Origin of the sequence: Amaricoccus sp. (genome assembly GCF_047602525.1) — a bacterium.
Classification (GTDB): Bacteria; Pseudomonadota; Alphaproteobacteria; order Rhodobacterales; family Rhodobacteraceae; genus Amaricoccus.
The window spans coordinates 677,892-694,719 of the sequence record NZ_JASGHB010000001.1; the positions used below are offsets into that span (position 1 = coordinate 677,892).

Consider the following 16,828-nt stretch of genomic DNA (forward strand, 5'->3'; position numbering starts at 1 on the left):
TGCTTCCTCCCATGTTGCGGCGGGGCTATTGCCCCTGCCGTGCCTCCCGCTGCAGCACAACGGCGAGAACGATGATCGCCCCCTGGATCGCTCCGTTCAGGTACGGCGACACGAAGTCCGTCAGGTTCAGGATGTTGCCGATCAGGCTCAGGATCAGCACGCCGATCACCGTGCCCCAGACCCGGCCGAAGCCGCCCTTCAGCACGGTGCCGCCGATGATGACCGCCGCGATCGCCTCGAGCTCCCAGAGCAGGCCGGTCGCGGGCGATGCCGACCCCAGCCGCGGCACGTAGAGGATCGTCGCGACCCCGACGAGCAGCCCCAGCACCACGTAGGTGGTAAGCCGCACCCGCGCGACCCTGACGCTCGAATACTTCGCCACCTGGTCGTTCGAGCCGATCGCCGCGCAGTGCCGGCCGAACGCCGTCGACCGCATGGCGACTTCGCCCACGATCACCACCACCGCGAAGACGATGATCGGCCAGGACACGCCGAAGAGCCCGCCGTAGTAGACCGGCTGGTAGTAGGTGCGGAGCCCGAAATCGAGCGACAGCGTGCCGCCGTCCGCCAGCCAGGTGACGAGGCTGCGGTAGATCCCCATCGAGCCCAGCGTGACGATGAACGCCTCGATCCCGAACCGCGAGATCAGGATGCCGTTCAGCCATCCCGCCGCCAGCCCGGCGGCAAGCGCCACCGCCATGCCGAGCAGCACGATCGGCACGCCGACCCCGAGGCTCGGCAGCGCCCTGTTCATCACCAGGATCATCAGCCCGGCGATGAACGCCGCCATCGACCCGACGGACAGGTCGAGCCCGCCCGCGGTGATGACGAAGGTCATGCCCACGGCGATGATGCCGATGAAGGCCGAGCGCGCCAGCACGTTCGTCACGTTGTCCCAGGCAAGGAAGCTCGAGTTCAGCGTCGCGCCGAGCACCAGCAGCACGATGAGCGCCAGCACCGGCCCGACGACGCTCATCTGCACCCGGCCCCTCATGCCGCCGCCTCCGGCAGCACGCCCATGGCGAGCCGCACGATCGCCTCCTCGCTCGCCGTCGTACCGTCGAGTTCGCCCGCGATCCGGCCCTGGCGCATGACCAGCACCCGGTCGGAGAGCCCGATGACTTCCTGCATCTCCGACGAGATCACCACGATCGCCCGCCCCTCCGCCGCCAGCCGCCGGATGAAGACGTACATCTGTTGCTTCGTGCCGATGTCGACGCCGCGCGTCGGCTCGTCGATCACCACGATGTCCGGCTCCGACAGCATGGTCTTGGCAAAGAGCAGCTTCTGCTGGTTGCCGCCCGACAGGTTGCCGACCCGCACCGCCCGGCTGCCGCGGATGTCGAACTCCGCGATGGCGCGGTCAAGCGCCGCCTCTTCCGCCCGCGTGTCGATCAGCCCCCTGGTGAACCGGGCGAGCGCCTGCAGCGTCAGGTTCTCGCGCATCCCCTTCTGCAGCAGCAGCCCCCGGGTCTTGCGATCCTCGGTCAGGTAGCAGAGCCCGAGCTTCCAGCGCCTGCCACGGGTGCCGGATCGTCACCGGCCGGCCGTTGACCCGCACCTCGCCCGTGGCCGGCCGCAGGCCACAGAGGCCCTCGAAGCTCTCCGTCCGCCCGGAACCGATCAGCCCGGCGACCCCGAGGATCTCGCCGCGCCGCAGCGTGAAGCTGATGTCCGCGGCGTGGCCGGGCACGCTCAGCCCGCGCACGTCGAGCACGACCTTACCCCCCGCGCTTTCCTTTGGCGGATAGAGGTCGCGCATCTCGCGCCCGACCATCGCGGAGGCCATCGCGCGCTCGTCCTTCTCCGCCGCCGGCCCGGACCAGACCACCCGGCCGTCGCGCATGATGGTGAGATCGTCGGCGATCGCCTGCACCTCGTCGAGCTTGTGCGAGGTGAAGAGCACCGCCGCCCCGCGGTCGCGCAGCGCGCGCACCTGTGCGAGCAGCACGGCGGTGTCGGCGGAGGTCAGCACCGCCGTCGGCTCGTCCATGATGAGCACGCGGGTCTCGCGCAGCAGCGCCTTGGCGATCTCGGTCATCTGCTTGTCCGAGTTCGACAGGCTCGACACCTTGCGGTCGGTCGCGACGGCGCAGTCGAGCCGGTCGAGCAATTCGCGCGTCCGCGCCCGCATCGCCGGTTTGTCGAGCAGCAGCCCTCGGGTCAGCTCGCGCCCGAGGAACACGTTCTGCTCGACGGTCAGCTGCTCGGCGAGATTGAACTCCTGATGGATGAGCGAGATGCCCCGCGCCTCCGCCGCGCCGATCGAGGCGAAGGCGGTGGGCGCGCCGTCGAGCCGCACCGTTCCCGCGCTCGGGGGCTGGGAGCCGGCGAGGATCTTCATCGCCGTCGACTTGCCCGCGCCGTTCTCGCCGATCAGCGCGTGCACCCGCCCGGGCCGGAGCGCGAGGTCGACGCCGTGCAGAACCTCGATCGGCCCGAAGCTGCGGCTCACCCCCTCGAGCGCGAGCACCGGCTCGGTCACGGCGCGACCCAGGCGGCATCGGCCCGCGACGAGCGGATCGCCGCGGCGATGAAACGCATCCCCGCCATGCCGGCGTCGAGCCCGGGCAGCAGGTCCAGCACCGCCGCCCGCTCGCCGGCCTGCGCCGCCCGGATCGCCTGCGCCGCACCGAGGTAGATGTTGGCAAAGCCCTCGAGATAGCCCTCCGGGTGCCCGCCGGGCGTGCGGCTCGCCGCCGCGGCGGCCCCCGACGCCCCGGCGCCGCCGCGGGTGAGCAGCCGCTTCGGCTCGCCGAACGGCGTGAACCACAGATAGTTGGGGTCCTCCTGCGCCCACTCGATCCCGCCCCGGTCGCCATAGACCCGCAGCCGCAGCGAGTTCTCGTTCCCCGGCGCCACCTGGCTGCACCAGAGCATCCCGCGCGCGCCACCCCCGAAGCGCAGCAGCATGTGCGCGTTGTCGTCGACCGGCCGCCCCGGCACGAAGCTCTGCAGGTCCGCTGCCAGCGCCTCGAGCGACAGCTGGGTGACGAAGCACGCGAGGTTGAGCGCATGGGTGCCGATGTCGCCGATCGACCCGCCCGCGCCGGTACGCGCCGGATCGGTGCGCCACTCCGCCTGCTTGCCGGTCGTCGCCTCGGTCAGCCAGTCCTGCGCGTACTCGACCTGCACCACCCGCAGCGTGCCGAGATTGCCCGCCGCCACCATCTCGCGCGCCTGCCGAACCATCGGGTAGCCGGTGTAGTTGTGCGTCAGCAGGAACAGCGCGTCCGACGCCTCGACCGCCGCGGCGAGCGCCTCGGCCTGCTCCATCGTCGCGGTCAGCGGCTTGTCGCAGATCACGTGGATACCGCGCTGCAGGAAGGCGATCGCCGGCGCCGCGTGCATGTGGTTCGGCGTGACGATCGCCACCGCCTCGATGCCGTCGGGCCGCGCCGCCTCCCGCTCCGCCATCTCCTCGAAGCTGCCATAGGCGCGATCGGCGGCGATCCCCAGCAACGCGCCACTCTCCCGCGCCTTCTCCGGCGTCGAGGAAAGGGCGCCGGCCACCAGGTCGAACTCGCCGTCGATGCGCGCGGCGATCCGGTGGACGGCGCCGATGAACGCGTCCTTGCCGCCGCCGACCATCCCGAGCCTGATCCTTGCCATGCCTCAGATCCCCAGCATGCGGCGGTTCGCCGCCTCGTCGGTGCCCGCGTCGGCGAAGTCGTCGAACGCCTTCTCCGTCACGCGGATGATGTGCGCCTTGACGAACTCCGCCCCCTCGCGCGCGCCGTCCTCCGGGTGCTTCAGGCAGCATTCCCACTCGACGACGGCCCAGCCGGCGAAGTCGTTCGCCGCCATCTTCGAGAACACCGCGCCGAAATCCACCTGCCCGTCGCCGAGCGAGCGGAAGCGCCCGGCGCGCCCGACCCAGCCCTGATAGCCGCCGTAGACGCCCAGCCGGCCGGTCGGATTGAACTCGGCGTCCTTGACGTGGAACATGCGGATCCGCTCGCGGTAGATGTCGATGTTATCGAGATAGTCGAGGCATTGCAGGACGTAATGCGACGGGTCGTACAACATGCACGCGCGGGCATGGTCATCGACCGCGGCGAGGAACATCTCGTAGCTCACCCCGTCGTGCAGGTCCTCGCCGGGATGGATCTCGTAACAGACGTCGACCCCGCACGCCTCCGCGTGGTCGAGGATCGGCCGCCAGCGCGCGGCGAGCTCGCCGAACGCCGTCTCGACCAGCCCCGCCGGCCGCTGCGGCCACGGATAGACGAAGGGCCAGGCCAAGGCGCCCGAGAACGTCGCCATCGCGTCGAGCCCCAGGTTCCGCGACGCGCTCAGGGCCTGCTTCACCTGCTCGACGGCCCACGCCTGCCGGGCCTTCGGATTGCCCCGCACCTCGGGCGCGGCGAAGCCGTCGAACGCCTCGTCATAGGCGGGATGCACCGCGACGAGCTGTCCCTGCAGGTGGGTGGACAGCTCCGTCACCTCCACCCCGTTGGCCGCCGCGATCCCCTTCACCTCGTCGCAGTAGTCCTTGCTCGCGGCCGCCCTGCCGAGGTCGAACAGCCGCGCGTCCCAGCTCGGGATCTGCACGCCGGCATAGCCGCAGTCCGCCGCCCACCGGGTGATCCCGTCCCAGCTGTCGAACGGTGCCGCGTCGCCCGCGAACTGCGCCAGGAACAGCCCCGGCCCCTTGATCGTCCTCATCCCTTTCCCCCCAGAATGACCTGCGCGCCCTGCTGCCGGCGCATGCCGACGGTGCTGGGACCCCAACCCGTCGACCCCGCCGCAGTTTCCACGACGGGGCCCCTGTGCGACGCGACCGTCGCCCGTCGCGCCCCGATCTTTTTCTTGGCGAAAGTACTCTCGGGGGTGAACTGGCCGCAGGCCAGGAGGGGGCGGAAGGTCCCCTGCCGCCGCCGCCCGCAGGACCGGCCGCCGGGCACTGCGCCGACCCGCCGCTCAGACATAGCGGTTCACCAGGTTCTCCAGCCGTTCCTGCCGGCCGGACACCGGCTGCGGATCGAGCCCCCGCGCCTCGGCGTCGGCCGCGATCCCGTCGAGCGTCGCGCCCGGGGCCAGCATCGCCTGCGCCCAGGGCGCGCCCCAGCCGGCGTAGCGCTCCCGCCGCGCCGCCTCGAGCCGGTCGTCCTCGAGCATCTTCGCCGCCGCCTTCAGCCCGCGCGCGCAGACGTCGAACGCGCCGGCGTGTGCTGCCACCAGATCCACCGGGTCGAGGCTCTGCCGCCGCACCTTGGAATCGAAGTTCGTGCCGCCGGTGGTGAAGCCGCCCCCCTTCAGGATCTCGTAGTAGGCGAGCGCCACCTCCGGCACGTTGTTCGGGAACTGGTCGGTGTCCCAGCCGGACTGATAGTCGTTGCGGTTCATGTCGATCGAGCCGAACACCCCGAGCGCGTTCGCGAGCGCCAGCTCGTGCTCGAAGCTGTGGCCGGCGAGGATCGCGTGGCCCTGCTCGATGTTGAGCTTCACCTCGCCTTCCAGCCCGTAGCGCTGCAGGAAGCCGAACACCGTTGCCACGTCGTAGTCGTACTGGTGCTTGGTCGGTTCCTGCGGCTTCGGCTCGATCAGGATCGTGCCCTTGAAGCCGATCTTGTGCTTGTACTCGACCACCATCGAGAGGAACCGCGCCATGTGGTCGAATTCCGCGTCCAGGTCGGTGTTGAGCAGCGTCTCGTAGCCCTCGCGCCCGCCCCAGAGCACGTAGTTCTCGCCGTTCAGCCGGTGCGTCACGTCGAGACACGCCTTCACCGTCGCCGCCGCATAGGCGAACACCTCCGGGTCGGGGTTGGTCGCCGCGCCCGACATGAACCGCCGGTTGGTGAACAGGTTCGCCGTCCCCCAGAGCAGCCCGGTGCCGGTCTCGGCCATCCGCGCCTCGAAGATGTCGGCGATCCGCTCCAGCCGGTCGCGGCTCTCCTTCAGGCTCGTGCCTTCCGGCCGCACGTCGTGGTCGTGGAAGCAGAAGAACGGCGCCCCGAGCACCCGGAAGAAGTCGAACGCCGCATGCGCGCGCAGCTCCGCCAGCTCCATCGTGTCGGCCGGAAACCACGGCCGCTCGAAGGTCCGGCCGCCGAACGGATCGCCACCTTCCCAGCCGAAGCTGTGCCAGAACGCCACCGCGAAGCGCAGCTGGTCCTTCATGCGCTTGCCGAGCACGATCTCGTTCGGATCGTAGGCGCGAAACGCCAGCCCCTCGGCCGTCGGGTCATGGGAGAGCGGCGCGATGCCGTCGAAATATCCGCTCATGTGCGTCCTCCGTTCGCCGCCTCGGGCGGCAGGTTGTCCCTGAGGTATATCCCCGGCGTGACGGACAGGGGGCCGGGCGGCCGTCCGTCCGCGATCGCCTTCATCGCGTCGAGCCCGAGCGCCACCTCGCGCGCCGGCGCCTGGTCGATCACCGCGTCGATCAGCCCGCCTTCCAGCGCCGCCCGGGTGAACGGCGTCAGCTCGTGCAGCACCAGGAACGGCCGCGCCGCACCGAGCTGCTGCAACAGCGGGATCAGGCCACGATTGCCGGCGCCGATCGAATAGAATCCCGCTCGGGCCCGGGCGCGCGCCGAGCGCGGCACCGACCTTCTCCGCCATCAGGTCGGCGCGGTCCTCGACCTTCAGCGCATCGAGCACCTCGATCCCGCCCTCGGCCAGCACGGCCGTGGCGCCGTCGAGCCGGTCGCGGTGGTCGGCCTGGGTCAGCGCGCCGATCACCGGCAGCACGCGGCCGCCCCGGCCGCGGTGGGCGATCTCGAGCAGCCGCCCGGCGGTGCGCCCGGCCACGAGGTTGTCGATCCCCACGTGCGCCGCGTGCGCCGCCGCACAGTCGGAGACGAGCGTCACCACCGGAATGTCGAGGGCGCCGAGCCGCGTGATCGCCCGCGCCACCCGGGGCGTGTCCACGGCCACGACCGCCACCCCGTCGCAGTCGCCGTGCTCCACCGCCTCGAGCCCCGCCGCCAGCGTCTCGGCGTCGAGCGCCGGGCTCTCGGCCACGACGATCTCGATCCGCTCGACCCGCCGCGCCGCGGCCTCGGCGGCGACCGCTGCCCGCAGCGCCCGATAGAAGCCGTGATCGCCGGCCGGCAGGTGAAAGCGGAAGCGGTAGACGCGGCGGCGCGACAGGCTCGCCGCCAGCTCGTCCCGCTGGTAGCCCAGCGTCTCGACGGCCTCCCGGACACGCGCGACCGACTTCTGCGCCACGCCGCCGCGCCCGTTCACGACGCGGTCGACCGTCGCATAGCTGAGCCCCGCGGACCGCGCCACATCGTGCAGCGTCGGCTTGCGCATTGTCGTCAGCTTCCTCCCGTGACAAGCGGTAGGCAGCAAAATGATGGACGTCAATCTTTTTCTGACCGCCACCGAGCTTGCGCTGTTTGATTAGGATTTTCCGAACCGAGGACATGGTATTTGATGGTTTATCCGAAGTCGGTTTCACCGCATGGTGCGAACGACGGCGGCTCTCGCCGCCCCTGCAAGCGGGAAGGAACCCCTCGGAGATGGATCGGGCGATCGAACAGGTGGACGTGCTCGTCGTGGGCGCCGGGCAGGCCGGCATCGCCATGAGCGAGCATCTTTCGAGCCACTCCGTTCCCCACCTCGTGCTCGAACGCGCCCGCATCGCCGAGAAGTGGCGCTCCGGCCGCTGGGACTCGCTCGTCGCCAACGGCCCGGCGTGGCACGACCGCTTTCCCGGCCGCGCGTTCGACGGCGACCCGGAGGCGTTCGTCGGCAAGGAGGCGGTCGCGGATTACTTCGCCGCCTACGCCGACCAGATCTCCGCGCCGATCCGCTGCGGCGTCGAGGTGCGCGAGGTCCGCCGCCTCGACGGCCGCCCCGGCTTCCGCGTCGAGACCTCGACGGGCGTCATCGAGGCGGGCAGCGTCGTCGCCGCCACCGGCCCGTTCCAGCGTCCGGTCTATCCCGGGATCGTCCCTGACGGCGCCGGCATCGTCCAGATGCACTCCGCCGACTACCGCAACCCCGGCCAGCTGCCGGAGGGGGCCGTGCTGGTCGTCGGGGCAGGGGCCTCCGGCGCGCAGATCGCCGAGGAGCTGCTCGATGCCGGCCGCCGGGTCTTCATCGCCATCGGCCCGCACGACCGCCCGCCGCGCCGCTATCGCGGGCGCGACAACGTCTGGTGGCTCGGCGTGCTCAACAAGTGGGACCTCGAGGCGCCCTCGACCTCGAAGCACGTCACCTTCGCCGTCTCCGGCGCCCATGGCGGCCGGACCGTCGACTATCGCCGCCTCGCTGAACGGGGCCTGACGCTGGTCGGCCGCGCCGCCGGCTTCTCCGACGGCGTGCTGGCGATCGAGCCCGGCCTCGCGGAAAACCTCGCGACGGGCGACGCCAACTATCTCTCCGTCCTCGACGAGGCCGACGCCTGGGTTGCGCGCAACGGCGCCGACCTGCCCGAGGATCCGGAGGCGCGTACGCTGCTGCCCGATCCCGCCTGCGTGACCGATCCGATCCTGTCGCTCGACCTCGCGGCCGAAGGGATCACCTCGATCGTCTGGGCCACCGGCTACGGCCTCGATTTCGGCTGGCTGAAGGTCGACGCCTTCGACGCCGCCGGCAAGCCGCGCCACCAGCGCGGCGTCTCGTCCGAGCCCGGCGTCTACTTCCTCGGCCTGCCGTGGCTGTCGCGCCGTGGATCGTCGTTCATCTGGGGCGTCTGGCACGACGCGAAATTCATTGCCGACCACATCGCGATCCAGCGCGGCTATCGTGCCTACCGCGCCCCCGCCGACACCGCGGCCAGGCCCGCCCCCGCGGCCGCAACCGCCTGACCCGAGGAACCGACCCGATGGCCCACAGCCGCATCCGCAAGTTCAACACCCGCGACACCTATCCCGAGCAGAACCTCGACAACGACCTCTGCCAGGCCGTCGTCGCGCGCGGCACCACGATCTTCCTGCGCGGCCAGTGCCCGCAGGACCTCGACACGGCGAAGAACATCGACAGCCACGATCCGGTCGAGCAGACCCACAAGGTCATGCAGAACATCCGCCAGCTCATCGAGGAGTCCGGCGGCCGGATGGAGCACCTGTGCAAGGTCGTGGTCTACCTGACCGACGTCCGCCACCGCGAAGCGGTGTACCGGACGATGGGCGAATACATCCGCGGCGTGCACCCGGTCTCGACCGGCGTCGTCGTCACGGCGCTGGCCCGGCCCGACTGGCTGGTCGAGATCGACGCGACGGCGGTGATCCCGGACGCATGACTTTTCTCGAGGCGCCTTAGGCGAAAGGTGCGACAGTCCTCCGTTACCGCGAAAGGCCAGACCCTGCCCGGCGGGACACTGCTGAACGCTGGCCAGCGCCGCACCCGCCTGCGCAGTGGTCCCGGGCCTCTGGTCAGTCGCGAATGCTGAATATTGCGAAAATTCAATGGATTGTCGACTGATTCACGCATGAGAACCAAGCTTTCGCAACCCGGAGGGCCCGCCTGATGACCTTCTCTCTCGTCGCCCGCTGCCGCGAGACCGGCATGTTCGGCGTCGCCGTCGCCTCGTCCTCGCCCGCGGTCGCTGCCCGTTGCGCCTATGCCCGGGCCGGGGTCGGCGCCGTGGCCAGCCAGAACGTCACCGACCCGACCCTCGGCCCGCGCGCGCTCGACCTGATGGCGGGGGGCGCCAGCGCCGCCGAGGCCGTCGCCATCCTGCGCCGCACCGCCGCGCACGCCGACTACCGCCAGATCCTCGCCGTCGACGCCGCCGGCGGCAGCGCCATCCACTCGGGTCCGCACGCGCTCGGCACCTTCGCGGAGGCCCGCGGCGTCGACGTCGCCTCGGGTGGCAACCTGCTCGCCGACGCGCGCGTGCCCGCCGCCATCGTCGCCGGCTTCGAGGGCGCGACCGGCCCGCTCGGCGACCGGCTGATCGCTGCCATGCGCGCCGGCCGCGACGCCGGCGGCGAGGCCGGGCCGATCCACTCCATCGGGATGAAGCTCGTCCGCGAGGTGGCCTGGCCCGTCGCCGACCTCCGCGTCGACTGGACCGAGGCCGACCCGATCGAGGACCTTGCCGCGCTCTGGGCGCGCTATGCCCCGCAGCTCGACGCCTACGTCACCCGCGCGCTCGATCCGCGCGAGGCGCCGAGCTACGGCGTACCGGGCGACGAATAGCGCCGCGACGCGTCGGGGGAGGGGGCGTCACCGCCCCTTGAACAGGCTGCCGAGGATGCCGCGCACCAGCGCCTGCCCCTGCCTCGACGAGAGCTGCTTGACCGCCACCTTGGCGATCTCGCTGGTCAGCGACGGCTCGGGCCGGGTGCTGCGCCGGGCGGGTTCGTAGCGGCGGGCCTGCTTCATCTCCGCCTCCTGCGCGCTCGCCTGCTTCATCATCTCCTCGGCCATCGCCGCCTGCTCGGCGGCCTTCGCGGCCCGGCCGGCGAGGATCTCCTGCGCCAACTCCCGGTTCACCGCCGTCTCGTACTTGCCGGCGACCGGCGAGCCCGCGACCGTCTGCTGCCGCTCGACCGCGCTCACCGGCCCGAGGCGTGACTCGGGCGGCCGGATCAGCGTGCGGCTCACCATCGCCGGCACGCCCTTGGCCTCGAGCAGCGACACCACCGCCTCGCCGGTCCCGACCTCGCGGATCGCCGTTTCCGTGTCGAACTCCGGGTTCGGCCGGAACGTCTCCGCCGCCTGCTTCAGCGCCTTGGCATCCCGCGGCGTGAACGCCCGGAGCGCATGCTGGATCCGGTTGCCGAGCTGCGCCAGCACGTCGCCGGGCACGTCGTCCGGGTTCTGCGTGCAGAAGTAGACGCCCACTCCCTTGGAGCGGATCAGCCGCACCACCTGCACCACCTTGTCGACCAGCGCCTTCGGCGAGTCGTTGAACAGCAGGTGGGCCTCGTCGAAGAAGAACACCAGCACCGGCTTGTCCGGGTCGCCCACCTCGGGCAGATGCTCGAACAGCTCCGACATCAGCCAGAGCAGGAACATCGCGTAGAGCCGCGGCGACTGCATCAGCTTGTCCGACATGAGCACGTTGATCCGCCCCATGCCGCCGTCCGACGCGATCAGGTCCTTCAGCTCCAGCGCCGGCTCGCCGAGAAAGCTGCCCGCCCCCTGGTTCTCCAGCACCAGCAGCGCCCGCTGGATCGCCCCGACCGAGGCGGGCGCGATATTCCCGTAGGTCTTGCCGACGCTCGCCGCGTTCTCCGCCAGCCACACCAGCAGCGATTGCAGATCCTTCAGGTCGAGCAGCAACAGCTTCTGGTCGTCCGCCACCCGGAAGACGATGTTGAGCACCCCCTCCTGCGCCTCGGAGAAGCTCCATCATCCGCGCGAGGAGCAACGGCCCCATCTCGCTCACCGTCGCGCGCACCGGATGCCCGTCCTTGCCGAACAGGTCCCAGAACACCACCGGGTACTGCCGATAGGCGAAGTCGGTCATGCCGATCTCCGCCGCCCGCTTGCGCAGGCCCTCGTCGGCCTTGCCGGCAGGATCGCCCGGCCGCGACAGGCCGGAGATGTCGCCCTTCACGTCCTGGATGACCACGGGCACGCCCGCCGCCGACAGCCCCTCGGCCAGCACCTGCAGCGTCACCGTCTTGCCGGTGCCTGTCGCGCCCGTCACCAGTCCGTGCCGGTTGGCGTAGCGCAGCAGCAAATCCTTCGGCTCGGCATAGTCCTTGCCGCCTCCCCCCACGAGAATCCCGTCGTCGGCCATGTCACGTCCCTGCCTGAGCCCGAGGTCGACGGGATATTAAGCATTGTCCCCGAGAGTGCAACGACACGCCCCGGACGCCTCTTTCTGCTCTCGCGTGCGTTCGGAGCGCCTTCGCGTCTTCCTCGCTGTTGCAACTTGCCGCGGAGCCCTGGCTCCGCGGTTTTTTGCGATCTGCATTTTGAGGTTTACGCAGGCCACTTGCCAGCCGCACTTGACGCGCATCGCGGCCCCGGCGTAGCGTCTGCGCAGTTCGTTCGGCCAGTCCGACAGGGAAGCCGCGTCAAGCGGGGGAGGGGGGTGCCTTGAGCGCCCCTTTCACCCGTAGAGCCGCCCCTGAGGCGACAGGCCGCTTCCGGCCGCGCCGCCCGTTGACAGCCGTCGCGGGGAATGCAACTCCCGCCTCACCCAAGCAAGAAGGATGCGAGCAGCCGATGCAGATCCTCCGCCCCCGCCCGATCGTCGCCAGCCTCGGGATGGCGCTGAGCGCTCTCGCGCTCGCGACCTCCCCGATTGCAATCCCCGCCGTCCGGGCGCAGGAGGCCCCGGCCGCGGCCGACGCCCCCGCGACGCCGGCCCCGGCCGCGCCGGAGGGCACCACGGCGCCCGGCGCCGTGACCGCCCCGGCGGCGGACGCCGGCAGCCCCGCGGCCACGCCCGCCACGCCGGCACCGGCCACGCCGGATGGCGCCGCCGCCCCCGGTGCCGGCAATCCGGCCCAGCAGGAGCCGATGGAGATCGTCAAGGCCACCTTCGACGACTGGCAGGTCCGCTGCGCGCCGCAGGGCAACGACTGCTTCCTCTACCAGCTCGCGCTCGACCAGGGAAAGAACCCGGTCGCCGAGGTGAGCCTGCTCAAGCTGCCCGCCTCGTCCGAGGCCGCCGCCGGCGTGACGGTGGTGAGCCCGCTCGGCACGCTGCTCACCACCGGCGTGGTGCTGCAGATCGACAATGGCGAGAAGCGCTCGTACCCGTTCGCGTGGTGCAGCCAGGTGGGCTGCTTCTCCCGGTTCGGCCTGTCGCAGCAGTCGGTCGATGCGCTGAAGCGCGGCAACGCCGCCACCCTCACCCTCGTTTCGGTCAACCGTCCCGACGCGCCGGTGTCGCTGGCCGTGTCGCTGAAGGGCTTCACCGCCGCCTTCGATTCGCTCGAGGCCCCGCCGTCGCCCCCGGGCGCCGCGCCGGCCAACCGCGCGGCGCCTGCGCCCGCGGCTCCGGCGAAGCCGCTGCCGAACCTGCTGCCGCGCAACTGACGCGACGAATGGCCGCGGGTCCCGCCCGCGGTCATTCCCCCCGGCGGCGCCGTCATCCCAGATGCGCGACCACACTGCGCCGGTGCGGCCGGTGGCGGTGCTCCCACAGCCAGATCCCCTGCCAGGTGCCGAGCAGCATCCGGCCCGCCGCGACCGGGATGGTCAGCGCCACCGGCAGCAGCGCCGCCTTGACGTGGGCGGGCATGTCGTCCGGCCCTTCGCTCCGATGCGTCATCCAGCGGTTCGCCGGATCGTCCGCCGGCGGCACCAGCCGCCCGAGGAACGTCTCCAGATCCTGCCGCGCCGACGGATCGGCATTCTCCTGGATCAGGAGCGAGCACGAGGTGTGCCGCACGAACAGCGTCAGCAGCCCGTCCCCGCCACCGTCGGCGACCCATTCCGCCACGGCGCCGGTGATCTCGACGAGGCCGGGGCCGGTGGTCGCGACGGTCAGGACCGTCTGCCTCACGACGCCTCCGGCGGGACGTGGCGCTTCTTCGGTCCGGTCTGGTGCTGCGCCACCCACGCCTCGTAGGGCATGCCGTAGACGATTTCCCGCGCGCGGGCCTTGTCGATCTCGATGCCGCGCTCGGCCGCCGCCTCCTGATACCAGCGCGACAGGCAGTTGCGGCAGAAGCCCGCCAATTCCATCAGGTCGATGTTCTGCACCTCCGGGTGGGCCCGCAGGTGGTCGCGCAGCGCCCGGAATGCCGCCGCCTCCAGTTCCGTCTCGTCCGTCATATCCCCGCCTCCGCCATCACGTCCCGCAGCACCGGCGCCAGCCGGGTCGCCCAGGTGTCTTCTCCCTCCGGCGTCGCGATCAGGTCCTGCCGCACCTCGATCAGCACATGCGGCAGGCCGCGCGCGGTGCCATGCCGGCTGAGCGTGTCGCCTTCGAGTTCGCCGGAATACGGCTCGTTGTCGCCGACGCACAGCCCCTCGGCCCGGAGCCGGGCCATCAGCGGCCGGGCCAGCCGGGCGTCGCGGTGCCAGAGCACGGCCACCTGCCACGGCCGCGGCGGTCGTCCCTTCAGCTGTGGCGTGAAGGAGTGCATCGACACGATCGCCGGCATCCGGCCCGCGGCGATGATCCGGTCGAGCGCCGCCTCCACCGCCTGATGGTACGGCCGGTGCAGCGCGGCGAGCCGCCGCTCCACCTCCTCCGGCCCGGCAGCGCGGTTCCCCGGCACCACCGTGCCGTCGTAGAGCCGCATCACCAGCGTCGGGTCGTCCTCGCCCCGGTTCGGGTCGATCACCAGCCGCGAGAACCGCGTCAGCAGCGCCTCGGCCCTGAGCCGCCGCGCCAGCCCGAGCGTCACCCCGCGCGCACCGATGTCGTAGGCGATATGCCGGCCCATCTCGGCCGCCGGCAACCCGAGGCCGCCCGCCACCAGCCCGGGCACCGCGTTGGACGCATGGTCGCACAGCAGCAGCACGCGGTTTCCCGCCCCGCCGGCGACATGCTCGTAGACCGCCTCGTCCATGCCTTCCCCGTCTTGCGCGGGCCCGAGCTTAGGCCAGCCCGCGCCGGGGTGCCACCACCCTCAGGCCGCGCCGCCCTTGGCCAGGGCCAGCGGCGCCGCGACGTAGCCGATCGCCCGGCAGACGTCGAAGGCGAGGTCGGGATTGTTGAGCGTGTAGAGGTGCACGTGCTCCACCCCCTCCGCCGCCAGCCCGGTGCACTGCTCCGAGGCGATGGCGACCGAAAGCAGATAGGCCGCCTCCGGCGTGGCGGCATTGCCGAACGCCCGGTGCATCCACTCCGGCACCGAGGCGTGGCACCGCGCGGCGAAGTTCAGCATCTTGCCGAAGTTCTCCACCGGCAGGATCCCCGGCACGATCGGCGCGGTGATCCCGGCCTTCGCGCAGGCGTCGCGGAACCGCAGGAAGACCTCGTTGTCGAAGAAGAACTGGGTGATCGCCGTCGAGGCGCCCGCGTCGATCTTGCGCTTGAGGTTGTCGATGTCGGATGCGGCGCTCGCGGCCTCGGGATGCGCCTCGGGATACGCCCCGACGGCGATCTCGAAGTCGCCCACCGAGCGCAGGCCCGCGACCAACTCGGCCGCCGAGGCAAAGCCCTCCGGGTGCGGGGTGAACACCGTTTCGCCCTTGGGCGGGTCGCCGCGCAGCGCGACGATGCGGCGCACGCCCATCCGGGCATAGCCGCGCGCCACCTCGAGCGTCTCCTCCCGCGTCGCGCCGACACAGGTGAGATGCCCCGCGACGTTCAGCCGCGCCCGGTCGATGATCGTCTGGATCGCAACGTTGGTGCGGTCCCGCGTGGTGCCGCCGGCGCCGTAGGTGACCGACACGTACTGCGGCCCGAGCGGCGCCAGCCGCTCGACCGAGCGCCAGAGCCGCAGACCGCCCTCGGGAGTCGTGGGGGGAAAGAATTCGAATGACAGGCTCGGGAGAGCCTTGCGCGTGATCGCCATCTGCACCGGTCCATACCGACAATGAAGTTTGCGCCGGCCAGAATACCGCTGGAAATCGAATCCGGCAACGCCTAACTCGGGGCCGCCCCGGCGGCGGCCGGGCGCTGAGCGGAGGAGGGGCGCCGATGCCCGAGGTGGTGATCGTCTACTGGCGCGACATTCCGGCGCAGGTCATTGTCGGCTCCGGCCGCCGCGCCGCCCGGATGCCGCTCGCCGAACGCTTCGAGACCGCCATAGACCGCTGCGCCATGCGCGTCGGCGCCCGCGAGTCGGACGCCTATCTCGCCGAGTGGCGCAAGGGCGAGCCCTACCTTGTCGAAGGTGACGCGGCAGATGTCGCTTCCGGCGAAGCGGCCCGGATCGAGGCGGAGTTTAGTCAGGAGGCGATCAAGGCCCTGATCGCAAACGACGGCTGGGCCACCCCGCGCCCCTGACACCTTCGGAGCTCTCGATGGCGAGCATTCTCGATTTCGTCCGCCGGAAACCCGCGCCCGCCGCCAGAAGCGACGTCTCCGGCTTTCTCGAGGACTTCTCCATCGAGGTGATGCCGCGCACCGCCGCGAAGATCGCCGACTTCCGGGCGCTCCTGCCCGCCGGCACCCGCGTCTACCTCGCCCACATCGACGGCACCCCGTTCGACGAGATGCTCGCCGCCGCGCGCCGTCTGACCGACGAGGGCTTCGCGGTGATGCCGCACATGCCCGCCCGCGGCATCGCCAGCGCCGCCGAGCTCGAGGCCCGCACCGCCGCCTATGCCGATGCCGGGATCCGGCAGGCGCTCGTCATCGCCGGCGGCATCGCCACGCCGCGCGGGCCCTTCACCGAGGCACTGCAGCTCCTCAGGAGCGGCGTCTTCGACCGCCACGGCTTCACCCACCTGCACGTCGCGGGTCACCCGGAAGGCAATGCCGACATCGACCCGGCCGGCGGCGACGGCCGCGCCCTCGCCGCGCTGAAGGCCAAGGCAGACTTCCAGGCCGAGACCGACGCGGCGATGGCGATCACCACGCAATTCTGCTTCGAGATGGCCCCGGTCGTCGCCTGGGCCGACCGGATCCGCGCCGCCGGCGTGACGCTTCCCGTGCATCTCGGCGTCGCCGGCCCGGCAAAGCTCCAGACCCTGCTGCGCTTCGCGCTCTCCTGCGGCGTCGGCCCGAGCCTTCGCGTGCTGCAGCGCCGCGCCGCGGACCTGACGACGCTCATGCTGCCGTTCGAGCCGACGCACTTCCTCGCCGAGCTCGCCGCCCACAAGGCCGCGCACCCCGACTTCCCCGTTGCCCGCGTCCACTTCTTCCCGCTCGGCGGCATCGCGGCGACGACCGGCTATGCCGGCGCGACCCTCGCCCGGCCGCAGCGCGCCCGCGCCTGACCCTTGCCGGGCAGTCCGCCGGCTTTCCCCCCGGCCGGCGCTGGACTATGACCTGTCGGACAGCAGCCGACCGGACCATGGCCGGCCGCCGACCGAACCGTGGAGGACGCATGACGCCGAT

General features: G+C 71.4%; 14 protein-coding genes and 3 pseudogenes. 6 read left to right on the top strand and 11 right to left on the bottom strand.

Annotated elements, in window-relative coordinates; translation table 11 throughout:
• Positions 1-25: 25 nt before the first annotated feature.
• From QM699_RS03815 to QM699_RS03840, 6 genes and pseudogenes are all read right to left on the bottom strand, one after another.
• Positions 26-994: an ABC transporter permease gene (locus QM699_RS03815; protein ID WP_415009884.1), complete on the bottom strand. Its 969-nt coding sequence runs from the start codon at positions 992-994 to the stop codon at positions 26-28.
• Positions 991-2,485: pseudogene (locus QM699_RS03820) on the bottom strand (sugar ABC transporter ATP-binding protein). The gene QM699_RS03815 and the pseudogene QM699_RS03820 overlap by 4 nt, the downstream one beginning before the upstream one ends.
• Complete coding sequence (locus QM699_RS03825; RefSeq protein ID WP_415009885.1) at positions 2,482-3,612, bottom strand: Gfo/Idh/MocA family protein; 1,131 nt, start codon at positions 3,610-3,612, stop codon at positions 2,482-2,484. Before QM699_RS03825 ends, QM699_RS03820 begins: the two are co-directional and overlap by 4 nt.
• Before the next feature lie 3 nt (positions 3,613-3,615).
• On the bottom strand, positions 3,616-4,668 hold the full coding sequence (locus tag QM699_RS03830) for a sugar phosphate isomerase/epimerase family protein (RefSeq protein ID WP_415009886.1): 1,053 nt from the start codon (positions 4,666-4,668) through the stop codon (positions 3,616-3,618).
• A 255-nt stretch (positions 4,669-4,923) separates the two neighbouring features.
• The gene (gene xylA / locus QM699_RS03835; protein ID WP_415012691.1) at positions 4,924-6,228 is read right to left on the bottom strand and encodes a xylose isomerase; all 1,305 of its coding nucleotides are present in this window, start codon (positions 6,226-6,228) and stop codon (positions 4,924-4,926) included.
• Between the two features lie 348 nt (positions 6,229-6,576).
• A pseudogene (locus QM699_RS03840) lies at positions 6,577-7,263 on the bottom strand (substrate-binding domain-containing protein); the annotation flags it as partial.
• Between the two features lie 209 nt (positions 7,264-7,472).
• On the opposite strand from QM699_RS03840, the gene QM699_RS03845 reads away from it, so the two are divergent.
• The 3 genes from QM699_RS03845 to QM699_RS03855 all read left to right on the top strand — a co-directional run bounded on the left by QM699_RS03845 (position 7,473) and on the right by QM699_RS03855 (position 10,101).
• Positions 7,473-8,765, top strand: a complete 1,293-nt coding sequence (locus QM699_RS03845; protein WP_415009887.1) for a flavin-containing monooxygenase — start codon at positions 7,473-7,475, stop codon at positions 8,763-8,765.
• A 17-nt stretch (positions 8,766-8,782) separates the two neighbouring features.
• Positions 8,783-9,199, top strand: a complete 417-nt coding sequence (locus QM699_RS03850) for a RidA family protein (protein ID WP_415009888.1) — start codon at positions 8,783-8,785, stop codon at positions 9,197-9,199.
• A 227-nt stretch (positions 9,200-9,426) separates the two neighbouring features.
• Positions 9,427-10,101, top strand: a complete 675-nt coding sequence (locus tag QM699_RS03855) for a DUF1028 domain-containing protein (RefSeq protein ID WP_415009889.1) — start codon at positions 9,427-9,429, stop codon at positions 10,099-10,101.
• A gap of 27 nt (positions 10,102-10,128) precedes the next feature.
• Here the strand turns inward: QM699_RS03855 and QM699_RS03860 are convergent.
• Positions 10,129-11,653 (bottom strand): annotated as a pseudogene (locus tag QM699_RS03860) (helicase HerA-like domain-containing protein).
• Between the two features lie 431 nt (positions 11,654-12,084).
• Here QM699_RS03860 and QM699_RS03865 point away from each other — a divergent pair.
• Entirely contained in the window at positions 12,085-12,903 is an 819-nt protein-coding gene (locus QM699_RS03865) for an invasion associated locus B family protein (protein WP_415009890.1), read from the top strand.
• 52 nt (positions 12,904-12,955) lie between these two features.
• On the opposite strand, the gene QM699_RS03870 is transcribed toward QM699_RS03865, so the two are convergent.
• From QM699_RS03870 to metF, 4 genes are read right to left on the bottom strand one after another with little or no spacing between them, the layout of a single operon-like run.
• Complete coding sequence (locus tag QM699_RS03870) at positions 12,956-13,372, bottom strand: secondary thiamine-phosphate synthase enzyme YjbQ (protein WP_415009891.1); 417 nt, start codon at positions 13,370-13,372, stop codon at positions 12,956-12,958.
• A complete protein-coding gene (locus QM699_RS03875; protein WP_415009892.1) occupies positions 13,369-13,644 on the bottom strand; it encodes a DUF1244 domain-containing protein in 276 nt (91 codons plus the stop codon). The genes QM699_RS03870 and QM699_RS03875 overlap by 4 nt, the downstream gene beginning before the upstream one ends.
• Positions 13,641-14,387: an N-formylglutamate amidohydrolase gene (locus QM699_RS03880; protein WP_415009893.1), complete on the bottom strand. Its 747-nt coding sequence runs from the start codon at positions 14,385-14,387 to the stop codon at positions 13,641-13,643. Before QM699_RS03880 ends, QM699_RS03875 begins: the two co-directional genes overlap by 4 nt.
• A 60-nt stretch (positions 14,388-14,447) precedes the next feature.
• Positions 14,448-15,338 (bottom strand): methylenetetrahydrofolate reductase [NAD(P)H], encoded by an 891-nt coding sequence (gene metF / locus QM699_RS03885; protein ID WP_415009894.1) that lies wholly within the window; start codon positions 15,336-15,338, stop codon positions 14,448-14,450.
• Positions 15,339-15,463: 125 nt separating this feature from the next.
• Between metF and QM699_RS03890 the strand changes: the two genes are divergently transcribed.
• On the top strand, positions 15,464-15,772 hold the full coding sequence (locus QM699_RS03890) for a virulence factor (protein WP_415009895.1): 309 nt from the start codon (positions 15,464-15,466) through the stop codon (positions 15,770-15,772).
• A 17-nt stretch (positions 15,773-15,789) separates the two neighbouring features.
• Positions 15,790-16,707, top strand: a complete 918-nt coding sequence (locus QM699_RS03895; RefSeq protein ID WP_415009896.1) for a methylenetetrahydrofolate reductase — start codon at positions 15,790-15,792, stop codon at positions 16,705-16,707.
• Positions 16,708-16,828 lie beyond the last annotated feature (121 nt).